The sequence below is a fragment of the Micromonospora purpureochromogenes genome (genome assembly GCF_900091515.1).
In the GTDB taxonomy this organism is placed as follows: Bacteria; Actinomycetota; Actinomycetes; order Mycobacteriales; family Micromonosporaceae; genus Micromonospora; species Micromonospora purpureochromogenes.
In genome coordinates, this window is the sequence record NZ_LT607410.1 from 2,289,267 (window position 1) to 2,306,449 (window position 17,183).

The 17,183-nt window shown below is 71.5% G+C and carries 19 protein-coding genes and 1 other RNA gene; 12 read left to right on the forward strand and 8 right to left on the reverse strand.

Annotated elements, in window-relative coordinates:
* Positions 1–46: 46 nt before the first annotated feature.
* A complete protein-coding gene (locus GA0074696_RS10735; protein WP_088960965.1) occupies positions 47–523 on the reverse strand; it encodes a MarR family winged helix-turn-helix transcriptional regulator in 477 nt (158 codons plus the stop codon).
* Between the two features lie 55 nt (positions 524–578).
* Between GA0074696_RS10735 and GA0074696_RS10740 the strand changes: the two genes are divergently transcribed.
* Positions 579–1,811: an MFS transporter gene (locus GA0074696_RS10740; RefSeq protein WP_088960966.1), complete on the forward strand. Its 1,233-nt coding sequence runs from the start codon at positions 579–581 to the stop codon at positions 1,809–1,811.
* Here GA0074696_RS10740 and GA0074696_RS10745 read toward each other — a convergent pair whose 3' ends face one another.
* A complete protein-coding gene (locus GA0074696_RS10745; RefSeq protein ID WP_088960967.1) occupies positions 1,812–2,573 on the reverse strand; it encodes a sulfite exporter TauE/SafE family protein in 762 nt (253 codons plus the stop codon). It abuts the gene before it with no gap.
* Between the two features lie 217 nt (positions 2,574–2,790).
* Between GA0074696_RS10745 and rnpB the strand changes: the two genes are divergently transcribed.
* An RNA gene (gene rnpB / locus GA0074696_RS10750) (RNase P RNA component class A) lies at positions 2,791–3,206 on the forward strand.
* Positions 3,207–3,520: 314 nt separating this feature from the next.
* Positions 3,521–3,901, forward strand: a complete 381-nt coding sequence (locus GA0074696_RS10755) for a VOC family protein (RefSeq protein ID WP_157745866.1) — start codon at positions 3,521–3,523, stop codon at positions 3,899–3,901.
* A 253-nt stretch (positions 3,902–4,154) separates the two neighbouring features.
* Here GA0074696_RS10755 and GA0074696_RS10760 read toward each other — a convergent pair whose 3' ends face one another.
* Positions 4,155–5,294, reverse strand: a complete 1,140-nt coding sequence (locus tag GA0074696_RS10760; protein ID WP_231925327.1) for a low temperature requirement protein A — start codon at positions 5,292–5,294, stop codon at positions 4,155–4,157.
* A gap of 542 nt (positions 5,295–5,836) precedes the next feature.
* Here GA0074696_RS10760 and GA0074696_RS10765 point away from each other — a divergent pair.
* Positions 5,837–7,018 (forward strand): low temperature requirement protein A, encoded by a 1,182-nt coding sequence (locus GA0074696_RS10765; protein WP_088960970.1) that lies wholly within the window; start codon positions 5,837–5,839, stop codon positions 7,016–7,018.
* Between the two features lie 88 nt (positions 7,019–7,106).
* On the opposite strand, the gene GA0074696_RS10770 is transcribed toward GA0074696_RS10765, so the two are convergent.
* Positions 7,107–7,943 carry an IS5 family transposase gene (locus GA0074696_RS10770; RefSeq protein ID WP_157745867.1) on the reverse strand — a complete coding sequence of 279 codons (837 nt, stop codon included), beginning with the start codon at positions 7,941–7,943 and terminating at the stop codon, positions 7,107–7,109.
* Between the two features lie 393 nt (positions 7,944–8,336).
* Between GA0074696_RS10770 and GA0074696_RS31735 the strand changes: the two genes are divergently transcribed.
* Together GA0074696_RS31735 and GA0074696_RS10780 are read left to right on the forward strand one after the other, a co-directional pair.
* Complete coding sequence (locus GA0074696_RS31735; protein ID WP_231925328.1) at positions 8,337–8,543, forward strand: chromate transporter; 207 nt, start codon at positions 8,337–8,339, stop codon at positions 8,541–8,543.
* 190 nt (positions 8,544–8,733) lie between these two features.
* Positions 8,734–9,792 (forward strand): HupE/UreJ family protein, encoded by a 1,059-nt coding sequence (locus tag GA0074696_RS10780; RefSeq protein ID WP_172894250.1) that lies wholly within the window; start codon positions 8,734–8,736, stop codon positions 9,790–9,792.
* An 8-nt stretch (positions 9,793–9,800) separates the two neighbouring features.
* Here the strand turns inward: GA0074696_RS10780 and GA0074696_RS10785 are convergent, their stop codons facing one another.
* Positions 9,801–10,157, reverse strand: a complete 357-nt coding sequence (locus GA0074696_RS10785) for an ArsR/SmtB family transcription factor (protein ID WP_088964484.1) — start codon at positions 10,155–10,157, stop codon at positions 9,801–9,803.
* Between the two features lie 66 nt (positions 10,158–10,223).
* On the opposite strand from GA0074696_RS10785, the gene GA0074696_RS10790 reads away from it, so the two are divergent.
* From GA0074696_RS10790 to GA0074696_RS10805, 4 genes are all read left to right on the forward strand, one after another.
* Entirely contained in the window at positions 10,224–11,312 is a 1,089-nt protein-coding gene (locus GA0074696_RS10790; RefSeq protein WP_088960972.1) for a cation diffusion facilitator family transporter, read from the forward strand.
* A 115-nt stretch (positions 11,313–11,427) separates the two neighbouring features.
* A complete protein-coding gene (locus GA0074696_RS10795; protein WP_088960973.1) occupies positions 11,428–11,793 on the forward strand; it encodes a hypothetical protein in 366 nt (121 codons plus the stop codon).
* Positions 11,794–12,087: 294 nt separating this feature from the next.
* Complete coding sequence (locus GA0074696_RS10800) at positions 12,088–12,660, forward strand: GNAT family N-acetyltransferase (protein ID WP_231925329.1); 573 nt, start codon at positions 12,088–12,090, stop codon at positions 12,658–12,660.
* Between the two features lie 43 nt (positions 12,661–12,703).
* Positions 12,704–13,477 (forward strand): PH domain-containing protein, encoded by a 774-nt coding sequence (locus GA0074696_RS10805; RefSeq protein WP_088960974.1) that lies wholly within the window; start codon positions 12,704–12,706, stop codon positions 13,475–13,477.
* Positions 13,478–13,623: 146 nt separating this feature from the next.
* Here the strand turns inward: GA0074696_RS10805 and GA0074696_RS10810 are convergent, their stop codons facing one another.
* The 3 genes from GA0074696_RS10810 to GA0074696_RS10820 form a co-directional block, all read right to left on the reverse strand.
* A complete protein-coding gene (locus GA0074696_RS10810; RefSeq protein WP_088960975.1) occupies positions 13,624–14,127 on the reverse strand; it encodes an NUDIX hydrolase in 504 nt (167 codons plus the stop codon).
* A complete protein-coding gene (locus GA0074696_RS10815; RefSeq protein ID WP_231925330.1) occupies positions 14,046–15,140 on the reverse strand; it encodes a M48 family metallopeptidase in 1,095 nt (364 codons plus the stop codon). Before GA0074696_RS10815 ends, GA0074696_RS10810 begins: the two co-directional genes overlap by 82 nt.
* Before the next feature lie 190 nt (positions 15,141–15,330).
* Complete coding sequence (locus GA0074696_RS10820) at positions 15,331–15,774, reverse strand: hypothetical protein (protein ID WP_088960976.1); 444 nt, start codon at positions 15,772–15,774, stop codon at positions 15,331–15,333.
* Positions 15,775–15,940: 166 nt separating this feature from the next.
* On the opposite strand from GA0074696_RS10820, the gene GA0074696_RS10825 reads away from it, so the two are divergent.
* Positions 15,941–16,144: a hypothetical protein gene (locus tag GA0074696_RS10825; RefSeq protein WP_088964487.1), complete on the forward strand. Its 204-nt coding sequence runs from the start codon at positions 15,941–15,943 to the stop codon at positions 16,142–16,144.
* 84 nt (positions 16,145–16,228) lie between these two features.
* Positions 16,229–17,155: a histone gene (locus GA0074696_RS30715; protein WP_157745868.1), complete on the forward strand. Its 927-nt coding sequence runs from the start codon at positions 16,229–16,231 to the stop codon at positions 17,153–17,155.
* The last annotated feature ends 28 nt before the right edge of the window (positions 17,156–17,183 follow it).

The window sequence follows — 17,183 nt, forward strand, 5'->3', positions numbered from 1 at the left end:
GTCCTCGCCGGTGCGAGGCGACGGGTGGGACGCCGCGCGGCTGCGCTCAGCGGCGGCGGTTGCGGGCGCTGAGGGCCTCGTTGAGCCGGTGCAGCAACCGCGCCAGGGTGTCCCGGTCCTCGGCGTCCCAGTCGCCGAGGATGTCGCCGTAGAGCCGGGTGCGCGCCGCCCGCACCGCCGCCATCCGTTGCAGGCCGGCCGCGGTGGGGGAGACCACCGTGCCGCGCCCGTCCGCCGGGTCGGGGCCGCGGGTGATCAGCCCGTCGCGTTGTAGGGCCGAGACCTGCCGGGTGACCGTCGAGCCGTCCAGGTTGAGCTGCGCCGCGAGCGCGGAGACGTTCTGCGGACCGGCCGCGTCCAGGTGCCGCAGGATCACGTACGCCGCCCGGTCCAGCACCCGGTGCTCGGCGGTGCCGGTGGCCCGGCGGGTCGCCTCGCCCAGGCGCATCAGCAGGGCCACCTCGGTCTCGATCCGGCCGAGGGTGGCCTGGTCGTCCGCTCCCGTGCGCTGCTCGTCGCTCATAGCTGTATGATACAAACAAAACTACCTGTACGATACAGCTATCTGGGGAGGCGGAGTGGACCGGCGTACCGAGCCCCACCGCAGTGCCATCTACGCCACCACGCTGGTGGCCTTCCTCGCCATCGCCGGCATCGCCGTCGTCGACCCGATCCTCCCCGCCATCGGCGAGGCCATCGGGGTCACCGCCTGGCAGGTCGAACTGCTCTTCACCGCGTACATCGCGGTGATGGCCGTCGGCATGATCCCGGCCACCCTGGCCAGCGGGAGGTTCGGCTTCAAACCGGTGCTCGTCACCGGCGTCTCCGTCGTCGGCCTGGCCGCCATCCTCGCCTCGTTCAGCAACGACATCGTCCAACTGTCGGTGCTGCGCGGCGTCTGGGGACTCGGCAACGCGATGTTCTTCGCCACCGCCATGGTGGTGCTGGTCAACCTCGCCAACGACCGGGAATGGGTGGTCGGCCTCTTCGAGGCCGCGCTCGGCCTGGGCTTCGCCGTCGGCCCGCTGCTCGGCGGCCTGCTCGGCCAGGTCAGCTGGCGGCTGCCGTTCTTCGTCTGCGGCGTGTTCATGGTGCTCGCGCTGGCCGTGGCGTCGCGCCGGCTCCGGGAGCCGACCAACCGGCAGGCGCCCGTACGCGTGGGTCAGATCTTCGCCACCTACCGCCGGCCGGCGTTCGTCACGCTCTGCGTGGTCACCGCCGCCTACAACTTCGTCTTCTTCGTGGTGCTCGGCTACACGCCGCTCTTCCTCGGCCTGGACGTCGTCCCGCTGGGGCTGGCCTTCACCGGCTGGGGCCTCGGCCTGGCCGCCGGCATCCTGGTGATCGGCCACCGCCTCGCGCACCGGATCGGCGCCGTGCAGACCGTCGGCGTCGCCCTCGCCGGCCTGCTGCTCTGCATGGTCGGCTTCGCCACCTCCGGCAGCACCGCCGAGTCGCTGGTGGTGCTGGTCCTCGCCGGCCTCTGCATGGGCCTGGCCAACGCCAACCTCACCGACCTCGCGCTCGGCCTCGGCTCCGCCGACCGGCGGGTCGCCACCGGCGCGTTCAACCTGGTCCGCTGGGGAGCGGCCGCGCCCGCCCCGATCATCTCCGGCAAGCTCGCCGAGCACGGACCGGCCCTGCCGTTCTGGGTCGGCTTCGGTGTCCTCGCCGTCGGCGTGCTGGTCTACCTGGCGTTCGCGCACCTGATGGCCGCCGGCTACGGCGAGCGGCTGCTCTGGTCCCGCTGGAACCGGGCCGCCCGCCGCGCCGAGCACGCCACCGAGGAGCCGGTCGGCGAGGCGTACTGATCAGCGCAGCGCCCGCCAGAGCAGGTAGAGGCCGATCACCGTGCCGAAGGCCACGATCAGCATCTTGAGGAGCACCGGCGGCAGCCGGCGGACCAGCCGGGCCCCGGCGTACCCGCCGACCAGCGTGGCCGGCGCGACCACCGCGACCGCCGCCCAGTTCACCGGCCCGAAGAGCGAGAAGACCACCACCGTGGTCAGCCCGACCACCGCCGAGAGCAGGTTCTTGATCGCGGTGACCCGGGCCAGCGTCACGTCCAGCACCAGGGCCAGGCCGGCGACCAGCATCACCCCGAGGGCCGCGCCGAAATAGCCGCCGTACACCGCGCCGAGCCCGACCATGGCCTGCACCGTCACGGTACGGCGGCGCGGCGACAGGTCGCGCGGATGCCCGACCAGCGCGCGCAGCGGATCCTGGAAGGCGAGCACCGCCGTCGCGCCGAGCACCAGGAACGGTACGACCACCTCGAACGTCCGGGCCGGGGTGGCCAGCAGCAGCAGGCAACCGATGATCGTGCCGACGACCGTGGTGGGCACCAGCGTCGCCAGCGCACGCCTCGCCGGCAGGTCCGCCCGGCTGCCCGCCACGCTGGCCAGGTAGCCAGGGCAGACCGAGATCGAGTTGGTGACGTTGGCCGGCACCGGCGGCAGGCCCACCGCGATCAGCGCCGGAAAAGTGATCAGCGAACCGCCCCCGGCCACCGCGTTGACCGTGCCCGCGGCGAGACCGGCGGCGAGCAGGAGCGCGGCGTCGGAAAGATCCATGGTGCCCCGAGGCTAGTACGCCCCGCTCCGCCCCGCGCGGCCACCGCGCCCTCCGTCCGCGCGCGCTGCGCGGCGGGTGCCGTTTGCGGCGTGTCGGGGTGTCGCGGCCCCGGACACCACGCCCCGCCGCAAACCGGCGCACCGGGGACTCCCTGGCGGGCCGTCCGGGGCGGAAATGGGCGGGGACGCCGCGTCGTTAGGATGAGGGTGCGACGGACGAGTCGACCGGGCGGTCGCGTCGGCGGGCTCCGGCCCGCCGCCGAGGAACGTCCGGACTCCACAGGGCAGGGTGGTTGCTAACGGCAACCCGGGGTGACCCGCGGGACAGTGCCACAGAAAACAGACCGCCGGCCCATCGGGTCGGTAAGGGTGAAACGGTGGGGTAAGAGCCCACCAGCACCCCGGGTGACCGGGGTGGCTCGGTAAACCCCACCCGGAGCAAGGCCAAGAAAGGGCCGTCACCGCAAGATGACGACCCGGCGCAGACGCTTGAGGGTTGCCCGCCCGATGTCTGCGGGTAGGCCGCATGAGCCTGTCGGCGACGGCAGGCCGAGATGGATGGCCGCCGCCGGCACGTACCCCGCGAGGGGTACGCGCCGCGCACAGAATCCGGCGTACAGGTCGACTCGTCCGTCGCCCACCAGGTCGCAGCCTCGATCAAGGCTGCGACCTCGCCATACGTCCTGGCGTCCATGGGTGTTGCTGGTCGTCGTTGGGTGCTGTTTGACGCCCTGTAGACGCCCTGACGCCCTGACGCCCTGGTAGTTCCCTGATCTTGGTGCGTCTGTGCCAGACCTGATGCCGAGAGGGGCGGGGACTGCCCTTTGTCGCGAGTCGTCGAGAGTAGAAAACCGGGTTGGCTACCCGCTGTCGCGGGACGGCCGGAGAGCCTGGCGCAGCCGCTTCTGGCCGATGACAGCGTGTCGTGGCTCGCGTACGTTGGCGCCGTGGCGACTTTCTGGACCTTGGGATGCGATGCCTACGATCCCCCAGCGGATCGCTGCTTTCTGGGCGCTGGCGGCTATGTCAAGGAATCCGGCTTCGACGAGCCCGACAACGCGTCCATCGTCGACCCGGACGGCCGGGGCCCTGCCATTGGTTTCATCAAGGTGCCCGAGGGCAAGTCCGCCAAGAACCGTATGCATATCGATATCCGGGTGGCCGGTCCAGGCCCCTGGGACATGGCCGAGCGCGCCCGACTGATCCGGCGGAAAGTGCCCGAGCTGGTTGCCGCCGGCGCGGCGGTGGTCCGCGAGGAGTGGTACGGCGACGTCCTCGGGCACGTCGTCATGCATGACCCCGAGGGCAACGAGTTCTGCGTCGCTTGATGCCATGATCAGTGTCGCACCCCGGCATCCGGATCTGCCGCTGACCGCGCGCCTCTGACGGGCCGTCGAGTCCGCCCGGCGCCCGGCTCAGTAGTAACGATGTAACAACGGCAGCCCATCGCCCGGAAACCCGTAACGCGTCAAGTGGAACCAATGTGTCACGCATCATGTGGAGCGCGACATGCCGGCGGACAGCCGGCGGCCGGCCGGGATTCTGTGTGGATCGGACCGGGGGTTAGCTGCCCGCGACCTGTCACGATGGTGCGCCTGGTGGCGACGGTGGTTCGGCTGGATGTGCTCGAGCGCGAGTGGCGTCGGAGATGGCGACCCCGGCGAGGACTGCGGTGGCGGCGAGGGCGACCAGCAGCGGCGGCAGGAGGAGCATCGCCGGTGTCAGGGCGGCCAGCACGATCACGCCGATCGGCCGATCCCGGGATACGCGGGCGAAGACCGCGTACTCGAAGCCGGCACGCCCGGCGAGGAAGAGCGCGGGTCCGCCGAGGATGACGGCGATCCAGGCCGGTTGCGTATGTCCGAACGGGTGGGTGATGACGAGTTCGCCGCCGACGGCGGTGACGACGATGCCGGCCACCATGACCAGGTGGGCGTATGACGTCGATCCGGCAAGGCGGGCCGGGTCGGGGGCCGCTTTGATGGCTGCGGCCGCCAGTTCCCCGGCGCGGTAGATGTAGATCCGCCACAGCAGCACGGTGGTGGCAGTCGCCACGAGGAACGCAGCGGTCCGGTCGGGCGGGAAGGCGGTGCCGCGAAGCGCCAGTCCGGTGACCAGGATCAACTCGCCGAGCGCGATGATGTAGAACTGCCGGTAGCGCTCGGACAGGTGTTCGGCCACGGTCGGCAAATCCGACGGGGGCGTGCGGCCGATCCCCGGCGTGGGGTAGTTAAACGCGTATGCGGCGTAGTCCAGGGCCACCGCGAGTGTCCACAGCGCCACACGCGCCGTCCCATGCGAGAGCGCCCCGGCGATCCACGGCACCGCGGCCACGCTGTACCAGAACAGTATCCGCCCGGAGGTGCGCCGCGGTGCGTGGCCCCGCAGGGCGATCACAAGGAAGATGTTGGTGCCGATGAATAGGGCGACGAATACCCCTGCGAAGACCAGGCCTTGCCCGCCGAACGCGTCGGGCAGCGCGATCGCCATCACCAGGCTGCCCACCAAAGTCGCGATGACCAGCAGCTGTATCGCCAGTTGTTGCGGGTCGAACCTGTCGGTTATCCACGCCGTGTTGAACCAGACCCGCCATATTGTCAGCAGCAGCAACAGCGTCTTGAAGGCGCCGCTCCAGGTGAGATCCTGGATCAGCGCGTGCGAGAGTTGGGTGAGCGCGAAGACAAACGCCAGGTCGAAGAACAGTTCCAGGTACGTTGCCATCTGCGGATCCCCAGGCATGCGCAGCAGGTCGCCCGCCCTGCTCGTCGTCATCGGCTCGCCCGTTTCTGTCGGCTTCGTGGCAGCGTTGAAGCAGTGGTACCACGCTGCCGCGCCTCCCGGTGCCGACAAGACGATGCCCAGGGGTTCTCGCAACGAGTGACGACCCGCACCGAGCGCCGGCATGACCCGCGCAACCCGAACGACCCGAACCAATTCATGATCGTGGGGAACCCAGGACGTCCTACGTTCATGCTGTCCAGGCGGTTGCATTTGCGCAGCGGCGGACCTGCGTTGACAGATCGGTATCAGGACCTGGGTGACACTCCGCCCTCTGTAGCACCGGCCCGACGCTTGGCCAAGGTCGACGAGCTGATCCGATCCAGCGGCGACGGATGGACGGAACTCACCGGCCTCGACCGTCGCCCGTCCGTGTCACGCGGGTCGCTCGATCCAGTCCACGGCAGCACGTCCGCGGTCACCGCCGCTGCCGCATGTCAGAATGCCCCCAAACCTGGAGCAGAGCTGGCAGAACGGGCGAGCCGATGACGACGAGCAGTGCGGCCGAGCTGATGCGGAAAGCCGGGGATCCGCAGCGGGCCACGTTCCTGGAACTCTTCTTCGACCTGGTGTTTGTCCTCGCGCTCGCGCAGCTCTCGCGCGGCCTGGCCGAGGATCTCGCGTGGAGCGGTGCCTTCCGGACGCTGGTGCTGTTGGGGGCCATGTGGTGGGTCTGGTCCAGCACCGCGTGGCTAACCGACCGGACGGACCCGCACCGACCGGTAATCCAGGCGCTGGTCATCGCGACCATGGTCGGCAGCCTGGTGATGGCGGCCGCGGTGCCCGAGGCATTCGGCGACACGGGCCTGATCTTCGCGGGCGCCTACGTCGCCGTCCAGCTCGGCCGCGGGCTCGTCCTCGTGGCCGTTCTGCGTGGCAACAAGCTGCAGCGCCACGTCGTGCGAGGGCTGTTCTGGTACGGCCTGTCGGCGCTGCCGTGGATCGCGGGGGCGCTCGTGCACGGCTCGGCGCGTGGCGCGTTGTGGGCACTCGCGGTGGTCCTTGACCACACGGCAGGCAGAATCGGCTTCCCCACCCCGGGGGCGGGCCGTACGCCCAGCCAAGACCTTGTGGTCTCGGGCGAGCACCTGTCCGAGCGCTACCGGCAGTTCTTCATCATCGCGCTCGGCGAGCTGATCCTCGTTACCGGACTGGCGCTGAGCAGCAGCGGCTTCGCGCCGGACAGGGCCGCCGCGTTCGCAGTGTCGATCGCGACCACTGTGCTGCTGTGGCGGATCTACATATACCGCGCTGGACAAGTCCTGGCGGAAGCGATTGCCGTGTCCGCCGACCCGGTCCGCCTCGCCCGAGCGGCGTCATACGCCCACCTGGTGATGGTGGCCGGCGTGGTCGTCGCCGCCGTCGGCGACGAACTCGTCATCGCCCATCCACTCGGGCACACCCCACCGGCCTGGATCGCCGTCATCCTCGGCGGACCCGCGCTGTACCTGGCCGGGCGCGCCCGCTTCGAGCACGCGGTATTCGGCCGCGTGTCCCGGTCCCGACCGATCGGCGTCCTTGCGCTGGCCACCCTGACACCGGCGATGCTCCCCCTGCCGCCAGTCGTGGTCGCCGCCGCTGCTGCCTTCGTTCTGACCGGGATCGCCATATCCGACGCAGCCCGCGCCCGCAGACGCCCGCTCGAGCCGCCGTCACCACCCGGCTAGCCGGAAGTGTCACCGATGTCTTGAGACCGATATGTCACGCAGGTCCTGAGAGGGCGTCTGATTCACGTAATTTGTGAGTGATGCGCTTTTAGGTGTCTCGCCAGGTTGGGGTGGTTTCATTGGTGAGTCGTCTGGCGAGGTTGTCGATCATGGCGATGCGGATCATGTTGGCGGAGTTCCCGGGCAGGGCTTCGTAGTCGCGGGCCAAGCGCCGGTGGAGCATGATCCAGCCCAGGGTTCGTTCGACGACCCAACGGCGTTTGACCACGGAGAACCCTTTGACGTGTGGGTCTTTGGCGACGACCTCGACGTCGATGCCGAGGGTGGCGCCGTGTTCGATGACCTTGTTCTTGAAGCCGGCGTCGACCCAGGTTTTGGTGAGGGCTGGGTGGGTGGCTTTGGCCTGTTCCAGCAGGTCGATACCGATGGTGTTGTCGCTGGCGCTGGCGGCGGTGACGATGACGGCGAGGAGCAGGCCGAGGGTGTCGGTGACGATGCCGCGTTTGCGTCCGACGATCTTCTTGCCGGCGTCGATGCCCTGCGTGGCGGCAGATGCGTTGGTGGAGGTCTTCACGCTCTGGGTGTCGATGACGCAGGCCGACGGTTGCGTGGTGCGTCCGGCCCTGGCGCGGGCCAGTGCGGTGAGGTCGTAGTTGAGCTGGGTGAAGATGCCGTCGCCGGTCCAGGCGGTGAAGTAGCCGTAGACGGTCTGCCAGGGCGGGAAGTCATGCGGCAGGTAGCGCCAGGCGATGCCGGTGCGGTTGACGTAGAGGATGGCGTTGAAGATTTCCCGCAGGTCGTGGGTGGCGATACGTCCGCCGACGCCGGCGTCGGTGCGGGCCTGGCGCCAGGCGGTCAGCCGTGGCGCGATCAGCGCCCAGCGGGCGTCGGACAGGTCAGAGGGGTAGGCGGGTCGCTCGGCCATGCCGTAGGTCTACTGTGGACGAGGCGCGGTGGATCGCACCTGGAGTCCGACGATACGAGAGCTTTCCTGAACCAGACACGTTCTGCGGAACGAAGCTGGCATATCGATGCGGCATCAGCCGGGGCAAATGGTGTCCATAGCCATGAGTCGACCGCGCTGCTAACCTCGGCATCGGCGGGCCGAATGCCGTCAATCACATGCAGACAAGATTAAAACGCCCACTGAGACCCGATATCGCCGGCAGCCGGCGGCCAAACCGTCCGGTCGCCGCCGGGGACATGGTTCGCGATCTGGCGTTGACGGAGACCACACCGGATCCGCTGATCATGGTGGTGCAGTTCGTCGCGTTCCGGGCGCCGCCACCCGGGCACCCTCAACCCGTGCGTTGCCGGTGTGGTCGGCTCGCTGCTGACGACCTGGGTGACGTTCGTGCCGTGTTTCCTGTTCGTTCTGCTCGGCGCGCCCTACGTCGAGCGCCTGCGCGGCAACCACACGCTGCCCGCCGCGCTGACGGTGATCACCGCCGCCGTGGTCGGGGTCGTCGCCAACCGCGGCCCGTACTCGCCGCGCACACCCTCTTCGCCCGACGGCGCCTCGTGACCACCGGCCCCCTGCACCTGGAGCTGCCCGACCTGAGTAGTTGGCGACCCCCCCGGTCCAGCCATCGGACCGCATGAGGACCCGGTTGTGGTTGCCTGGGTCACTGCGGGAACCGAACGGGACGGCGAAGCGACTAGTAGAGGACGTGCAGGCTCAGGGCTTGCGGGCGTCTGCGAGGGAGGGCGGGGCGATGCTCGCTGGGGTGCGACAGGGCGCGGTGGTTGCTGGTGTGGTGGCGGCCACGGTGCTGGCCGTACCGGGTGCGGCATGGGCTCACGGTGTCGGCGGATCAAGCGACACGGTCGGGGGGTTCGTGTGGCTGGGCACCAAGCACATGCTCGCCGGCTGGGATCACCTGGCGTTCGTCGGTGGCATCCTGCTCCTGGCGGGGGAGATCCGGCGAGCGGCGAAGCTGATCTCGTTGTTCGCGCTCGGGCACAGCGTCACCCTGTTCACCGCGACGGTCGCCGACTGGCACGTCAACCCCGTCCTGGTCGACATCGTGGTCGCGCTCAGCCTGGTCTTCGTCGGCGTGGTCGGGCTACGCGGCCGACCGAAGGACTGGACGTGGTTCGCCGCCGCCGTCCTCGCCTTCGGCCTGGTCCACGGCCTGGGGCTGTCGACCCGGTTGCAAGACCTCGGCCTGCCCTCGGACGGGATGATCCCCCGGGTGCTGGCCTTCAACGTCGGCGTGGAGATCGGGCAGCTCATCGCCGTGGTCGCCATGTTCATGCTCGGTGACGTGCTCAGCCACTACCTGCCGAAGCTACGCAACCCCCGCCTGTCCCACGGCGCTCTCATCGCCGCAGGAGTCGTCGCCGCGTCGATCCTCGCCTTCACCTCCGGCGGTCAGGCGCTGCGCCCGGTCCAGGCCGAGCCTGCCGTGGGCGCCTGCACCGTCCGGGACCGCACGGAGACCTTCCCGGCCGGTGGCGGCCATCCCGCGAAGGACTTCTCCGAGCCGGGCGAGACAGTGCCGGCAACCTCGTTCGGGCACGTCATCGGCGACGGCTACGTCATCGTCAACTACCGACCCGATCTCACCGCCGAGCAGCTCGCCCAGGTACGCGCCTTCGTCACCGACCCCACCGCCGGCCGTATCGTCGGCGGCCCCGCCCCCGACCAGACAGCGGCGGTCAAGGCCGTGCACGCCTACCGCACCGCCACCTGCAACGCCGTCGACATCGACGCGGTTCGCCAGTTCACCCGCGACTGGTTCGCCGACCCCCGCTCCAAGCCCGCCGAATAGGCCGCGGCTCAGTCGTGCTCCGGCGCACCGGTCACCCGGTGCGACGCCGCGTGCAGCACCTCGGTCACCAGCCGACGCACATGCCCACCCCGGGCCCGGTAGAGAGCTCGCCGGCCCTCCCGCCGCACACTCACCAACCCCGCCAATCGCAGCTTGCCCAGGTGCTGCGACACCGCCGGCCGCGCCATCCCCACCGCCGCCACCAGCGCCGTCACGTCGTGCTCGCCGTCGCTGAGCAGCCACATCAACCGCAGCCGTGTCGGGTCGGCCAGCATCCGCAGCATCTCCGTCGCCGCCTCGACCTGCCCGCCAGGAAGGCGTTGTTGCAGGTCACTGGCATTTGCAACGTTGTCGCGTGCGTACATGAGCACATATTATCGCCACCGTCACGGGTACGGACCGACTGTGCGACCGGGCAACCTGGGGGAGCGGTGAACGACCACCATCACGACCACTCGCACGACCACGACGACGACCACGAGCACGACCACGAGCACAGCCACGGCCAGCACCACGGCGGCCGGCTCGCCGCCTGGTGGCACCGGCTGACACACGCCGTCGTCCCGCACTCCCACGACTCCCGAGCCAAGATCGACCCGGCCCTGGAGTCCAGCCGTGACGGGCTACGCGCCCTGTGGATCTCCCTGATCGGTCTCGGGATCACCGCGCTAGCTCAGGCCGTCATCGTCGTGCTGTCCGGCTCCGTTGCCCTGCTCGGCGACACCCTGCACAACGTCGCCGACGCCCTGACCGCCGTACCTCTCGGCATCGCCTTCCTGCTCGGCCGACGCGCCGCCACCCGCGCCTACACCTACGGCTACGGCCGCGCTGAGGACCTCGCCGGCATCCTCATCGTCCTCGTCATCGCCGGCTCCGCCGTCGCCGCCGCCTGGACCGCCGTCGACCGGCTCCTACGCCCCGCCGAGGTGACCCACCTCCCCTGGGTCGCCGCCGCCGGCCTCGTCGGGTTCATCGGCAACGAGCTGGTCGCCCGCTACCGCATCCACGTCGGCCGCCGCATCGGCTCCGCCGCCCTGATCGCCGACGGCCTGCACGCCCGCACCGACGGCTACACCTCGCTCGCGGTCCTCGCCGCCGCCGGCGGCGTGGCCCTCGGCTGGCGTTGGGCCGACCCCGCCGTCGGCCTGGCCATCGCCGTCGCCATCGCCCTTGTCCTCAAAGACGCCGCCCGAGAGGTCTACCGACGCCTGATGGACGCCGTCGACCCCGCCATCGTCGACCAGGCCGAGACCACGTTGCGAGGCGTCGACGGCGTCCAGGACGTAGCCGCGGTGCGACTCCGCTGGATCGGTCACCGCCTGCACGCCGAAGCCGAACTCGTCGTGGACGCCAACCTCACGCTCGTCGCCGCACACGAGATCGCCGCCGACGCCGAACACCAGCTCACCCACGCCGTACCTCGGCTGACCACCGCCACCGTGCACACCGACCCCGACAGCCACCCCGGCGGCCACCACCACACCGACCTGTCCCACCAACGCCGCCAAACTCGCTCTTGAGGTCGGCTCGACTCCGTCCATCGGCGCATCCGACACCTGCACGACAGCTAGGGCGCACTGCTCTTCGGGAGGAGAATGAGCCACCCAAACCGGTCAAGCTGCCTTCGGAGGGCTCATGCTCAACTGGTCGACGATCTTCTACGGCGCTGTCCTCTCCGCTCTGCTCGCCGCGCTTCTGGCCGCCGCCGCCGGGCCTCGACGACCGGCGGTGATCGCAACCACTGCGTTCGCAGCACTGGCCGGCCCCCTCGCTTGGAACGCGATCCTGCACGCCGCGCACGGCAGACAGTTCTTCACGGACGCCCCCGTCGCCGTTCTTCCCGCCTCGTGGCAGGACACCGGCAGTGGGGTTTTCGCCATCGCCATGACCGCACTCGCACTCGGCATCGGCCCACTGGCCGCCGGCACTGGCCGCCGCATCGCCGCCCTGGCCACCCTCGCCGGCCTGGCTGCATTCGTTGTTGATGTCTACCTCTACTGAATCGCCAGTAGTGGCAATCGGTTTCTGGACTGTGGCGTTGAGTTGAGGCGGCACTGATAGCCGCAATCCCGCCGTAGAGGGCCAGGGACACCGGCGCGCCGTCGAACTCCGCACGCAACTCCCGTTGGCGGATCGGGCAGGGCCAAGGGCCAAGTTCGGTCACTGCCTGCACGCGCTCGGCAAGCCGGCCAGGGCTGAGGGATTCGCCGCCCGCTCCTTGCGGGCGCAGCCCACGGCGTGCCGGCGCCCGCCGCGGCCCCCACCTCGGGCAGCAGCACCGCCTACAGTCCACTCGTGCCGATGCTCGCCGCGCCCGCCGTACCGCCCGGATCGATGGCCGCGCTGGCGCAGCCGGGACTGCGCGCCGAGGGCGTACACCTGCGTCCGTGGCTGGCGGCGGACCGTGAGGTGGTGGTGGCCGCGTACGCCGACGCCGCGATCCGGCGTTGGCACTGCCGGTCGATGACCGACGACGAGGCCGCCGACTGGATCGCCGCCTGGCCGGGGCGGTGGCGGGCGGAGAGCGGCGCCGGGTGGGCGGTGTGCGACGCCGGGGTGGTGGTCGGGCAGCTCAGCCTGCGCCGGCTCGTCCTCGCCGACGGGCTGGCCGAGGTGTCGTACTGGGTGCTGCCGGCCGCGCGGGGCCGCCGGGTCGCCCCGCGGGCGCTCGCCGCGGTGTCCGCCTGGTGCTTCGACACCCTCCGGCTGCACCGGGTCGAGCTGTGCCACTCCACGGCGAACGAGGTGTCCTGCCGGGTGGCGCGGCGCGCCGGCTTCACCGCCGAGGGTACGAAGCGCGGCGAGGGGCTGCACGCCGACGGCTGGCACGACATGCACCTGCACGCCCGCCTGCGCACCGACGCCTGACACCGGCCCGCTGTCCTTGATCGGCCGGCCTAGACTCCCGCCGGTGACCCCCCGGACGGCGCGCCTGCTCGCCCTGCCCTTCGCCCTGGCCGCGACCCTGCTGCGGATCGGCGTCGAGTTCTGGCTGAAGCCGTTCGCCTGGCGCCTGGAATCCGGCGCCGTCAGCTCGCTCGTCTGGGCGGCCGGCACCGCCGGCAGCATCCTGGCACCGGCCGCCGGCTACCTGCTGCTCACCCGCGCGGTCCGCCGTCGGCCGGCCACGTTCCGGGTCGACCCCGCCGGGCGGCACTTCACCGCACCGGCCGCACCGGCCTGGGCCGGCCCGTGGTCGATCATCGTGAGCTGGCTGGCGGGTGGGCTCCTGCTCACCGAACGGGTGCCGGGCGAGGACCGGGTGCGGTTCTTCGAATCCGGCGACGCCCTGGTCTGGAACGTGCTCGCGGTGCTGGCCGTCCTGGTGTTCGTGGTGCTGGTGCTGCTGGACGCCCGGCCCCGCCTGACGCTCGACGAAACCGGAATCACGGTGCGGGGCCTGGTGCGGCGCAGGACGGTCCGGTGGGACCGGCTGCTTCCCGGCGGACCGCCCGCGCCGGCCGGAAAGGCCGCCGGGACGCTCGTCCTCTCCGAGCAGCCGAGCACGCCGGCGGGCCGGCCGGTGTCACGGTCGCTGGCGGTCGGGCGGGCGCACGTGGACGGAGCCTTCCTCGCCGGCAGCGTCCGCCACTACGTCGCGCACCCGGAGCGGCGGTCCGCCATCGGCACCGCACCGGAGCTGGCGAGCCTGGGCGCCACCGTCAGCGGTGCGCCGGACGCCTGACCGGCGGCGGTGACCGGCATCCCGGTTGGCCGGCGACGTGCTCACCGAGCCGGCCCGACCCGACTGAGGACGACCTGCGGGACGGACGGCCCGGCTGATCGACTCGCGGCGGCCCCCGCCTTCGACCGGCAGCCCGGCCTTCCGGGTCAGCGCGCGCCCGAGAACTCGTCCCAGGTCGCGCCCGCCGGCAGGTACCAGGAGGCCGGGTCGTCGGCGAGCGCCCGCGCGATCACCAGCCGGGCGTGCGCGTCCAGTTCGGGCAGCCGGTCGGGCGGGAACCACTCGACCGCCACCGACTCGTCGTCGTTGACCCGGGCCGTACCGGAGACGAGTCGGCAGTGGAAGCCGAGGTTGAGGTACTCGCAACGGTCACCGTTCGGGTAGGTGTGCGGGTGCGACACGACGCTGCTGAGGCGTACCGGCTCGACGCGCAGGCCGGTCTCCTCCTCGACCTCGCGCACCACGGCGGTGGCCGGCTGCTCGCCCGGCTCGACGAAGCCGCTCACCACCGACCAGCGACCGTCGTCGGAGCGCTGCCCCAACAGCAGCTCGCCGGCGTCGTTGCGGATCACCGCGCTGACGCTCGGCAGCCAGAGCAGCTCGTGGCCGACGTGTTCGCGCATCCGCAGGATGTAGTCCGGTACGCCCATCCGGCGACCCTAACCGGCACGGCCCCGCCCGCGCCGACCCGATGGGCGCACCTCGCCACGCCCGCCCGCCACGTCGCCGGTCCGTGCCCGCCGCGCGACCCCTGCCCGACGACCAGCGCCACCGATTCGTCGCTGAGCAGGACGTCGAGCAGCCGGGTCGCCCCGGCGGTGCCGGCGGCCCGGGCGGACATCTCGTCGGCCAGGTACTCGGCCCGCTGGCTGTCCCGCAGCGCCGTCACCACCAGCAGCAGGTGGCCGGCGAAGAGCAGCCGGGACAGCAGCCACGACAGCATCCGGCCGATCGCCTCGCCGATCATCTCCAGCAGCCCACCGCCCTGGCTGGCCTGGGCGGGCCGGAACAGGTCGGCGGCGGAGCCGAGCATGGTCAGCGCCGGGTCGGTCACCAGCAGCCGCCGCACGTCGCCGTTGACGAAGTGGCCCAGCTCGTGGCCGAGCAGGGCGACCCGCGTCTGCCCGTCGAGCGAGCCCCACAGCGGCAACCCCAGGCAGAGCACCCGCCGTCGGCGCAGCCCCACCGACGTCGCGTACGCGTTGATGCTGCCGTCGACGCCGACCACGTGCGGCACCGGCGCGCCGATCGCCGCCGCCACCTCCTCGACCAGGGCGTGCAACTCAGGTGCCTGCTCGCGGGAGAGCACCTCCAGCTCCGGGTCCACCCGACCGAACCGCGGTCGTAGCGCCACCGCCAGACCGACCAGCGCCAGCCCGACCACGACGGCGAGGCTCGGGAACGGGTACGCGAACATCAGCCGGACGCCGAGCACCGCCATCGCCAGCACCGCTGCGACGAGCAGCAACGAGGCGACCACCGTCACCGTCCCGGCCACCCCGAGACCGGTCGCGGCCAACGGACGCTCGACGAGTGCGGCGTACTGCTGCCGGGTGAGCCGGGCGGCGAGCCGGTGGGTCCGCCGGTCGACCCACGACCAGCCGAACTCCGGCGCCTGCCGGGCCCGGTCGTAGCCGTCCAGGTTCACTCGCAGTCGGCGCACCAGGGCATGGCCTCGCGTACCGACACCGTCGCCGTGCCACACCGCGGGCACGACCCCGCCTCGGCCGTCGTCGTGATCATGGGCGCCGATCCTGCCGGTGCCGGCCGCCCGGCGGTACCGCCCGTTCAGCCGAGCCGGTCATGTCGCGCACGCCTCCGGCCCGGTTCCGCCGGTCACGCCACCACCCCGGTCACGCCGGGCAGGGCACCCGCTCCAGCGCGGCCGGACCGGTGCCCGGGCGCACCAGCTGCGCGAAGCACCGCTCGGTGGCGGCCCGCTGCCAGCCGAAGACGCTGGCCGCGGTCTTCGCCACGCGTACCCGGAAGAGCAGGCGCACCCCGGCCTCCCGGCGCTGCCCGCCACTCTCCACGGCCAACACCTCGACGCCGTCGACCCGCTCCGCGGCGCGGCGCAGGTCCGCCTCTTCGGCCGCCGGATCGGCCAGCAGTTCGCCCCGCGCCCGCTGCGCGATGGCGGTCACCTCCCGCTCGGCCCGCCGCTCCAGCCGCTGCTGCGACCGGTCCCGCAGCAGCGGCGCCGCCACCGCCACCGCCGTCACGGCGAAGACCGTGACCACGGCCGCGGCGAGCAGGCCGCGGCGTACCCGTGCCGATGTTCTGCCCCCGAAACGCACCGGGGGATTCTCCGCCACCGACCGCCCTTCCGGCTGCCCCGTCCGTCCGGGTACGGCTTCCCGCATTCGACCGCGCGGCCCCCACCAGCACGTCTACTGTGGAGGACGTCGCGACTATTTGCGCGATCCGGTGGCGGCCGGGCTGCTCCCGGTGCACAGTGATCTCATGAACGACAGCGGAAGTGGTGGGCACTACTACTGGTGCACCCGACACCACCGGGTCGAGACCGATGCCGACGTGTGCCCTGCGAAGCACGTTCTCGGACCGTACGACTCGTCCGCCGACGCCGAGAACGCCCTGCAGACGGTGCGGGAGCGCAACGAGGCGTGGGAGGCCGAGGACGCTCGCTGGGCCGGGGAGGGCAGCTAAACGGCGCGGGACGGCCCGTGTCGAGGAACTCCGTGCCTCCGCACCGGGGGCGCGCGAGCGCATGTCCCCAAGGAGGGAACCAAGATGGCCGAAGCACAACAGGCCACCACCCGCCCGGCCGCCAAGAAGTCCGCCGCGGCCACGCGGACGGCGGGCGCCACCCGCAGCACCGCGGCACGCCGGCCCACCACGACCACCGCGGCGGCCCGGAAGGCGCCGGCCGGCCGGGCGGCGACGAGCGCGGCGGGCGCCGGTTCGGGACGGACCCCGACCACCACGGCGACCGCCGCGAAGAAGACGGCGGCCAAGAGGGCCCCCGCCTCGAAGACCACCGCCAAGAAGGCGCCCGCCACCAAGACCACCGCCAAGAAGGCGCCCGCCGTCAAGACCACCGCCAAGAAGGCGCCCGCCGTCAAGACCACGGCGAAGAAGACCGCCGCGTCGAAGGCGACGGCGACGAAGGCCCCCGCCGGCAAGGCCGCCGCGAAGACCACGACCGCGGCGAAGAAGACCACCACCACCGCCGCGAAGAAGACCGCGCCCGCGGCGAAGAAGACCACCACCACCGCCGCGAAGAAGACCGCGCCCGCGGCGAAGAAGACCAGCACCGCCGCGAAGAAGACCACGGCCGCGAAGGCCTCGACCGCCGCCCGCAAGGTCACCTCCACGGGTAAGAAGGCCACGGCCGCGGTCAAGAAGACCACCGGCGCGGCGAAGAAGACCACCGGCGCGGCGGCCAGGAAGACCACGGCGGCGAAGAAGGCACCGGCGAAGAAGACCACCGCCAGGACGGCGCCGGCGTCGAAGACCACCGCCAAAAAGGCGCCGGCCCGAAAGACGACCACCACCTCGTCGACCACCACCCGTAAGGTGACCGCGAAGAGGACGCCGGCGACGAAGACCACGGCCGCCAAGAAGGTCACCGCCCGCAAGGCGCCGGCCCGCCCGGCCGCCGCCCGGGCCACCGCGCCCACCAGTGCCCGGTCCCGCGCCCGCAAGGCCACCGGCTGACCGTACGGCGACCGCCGTCGCATCGCCG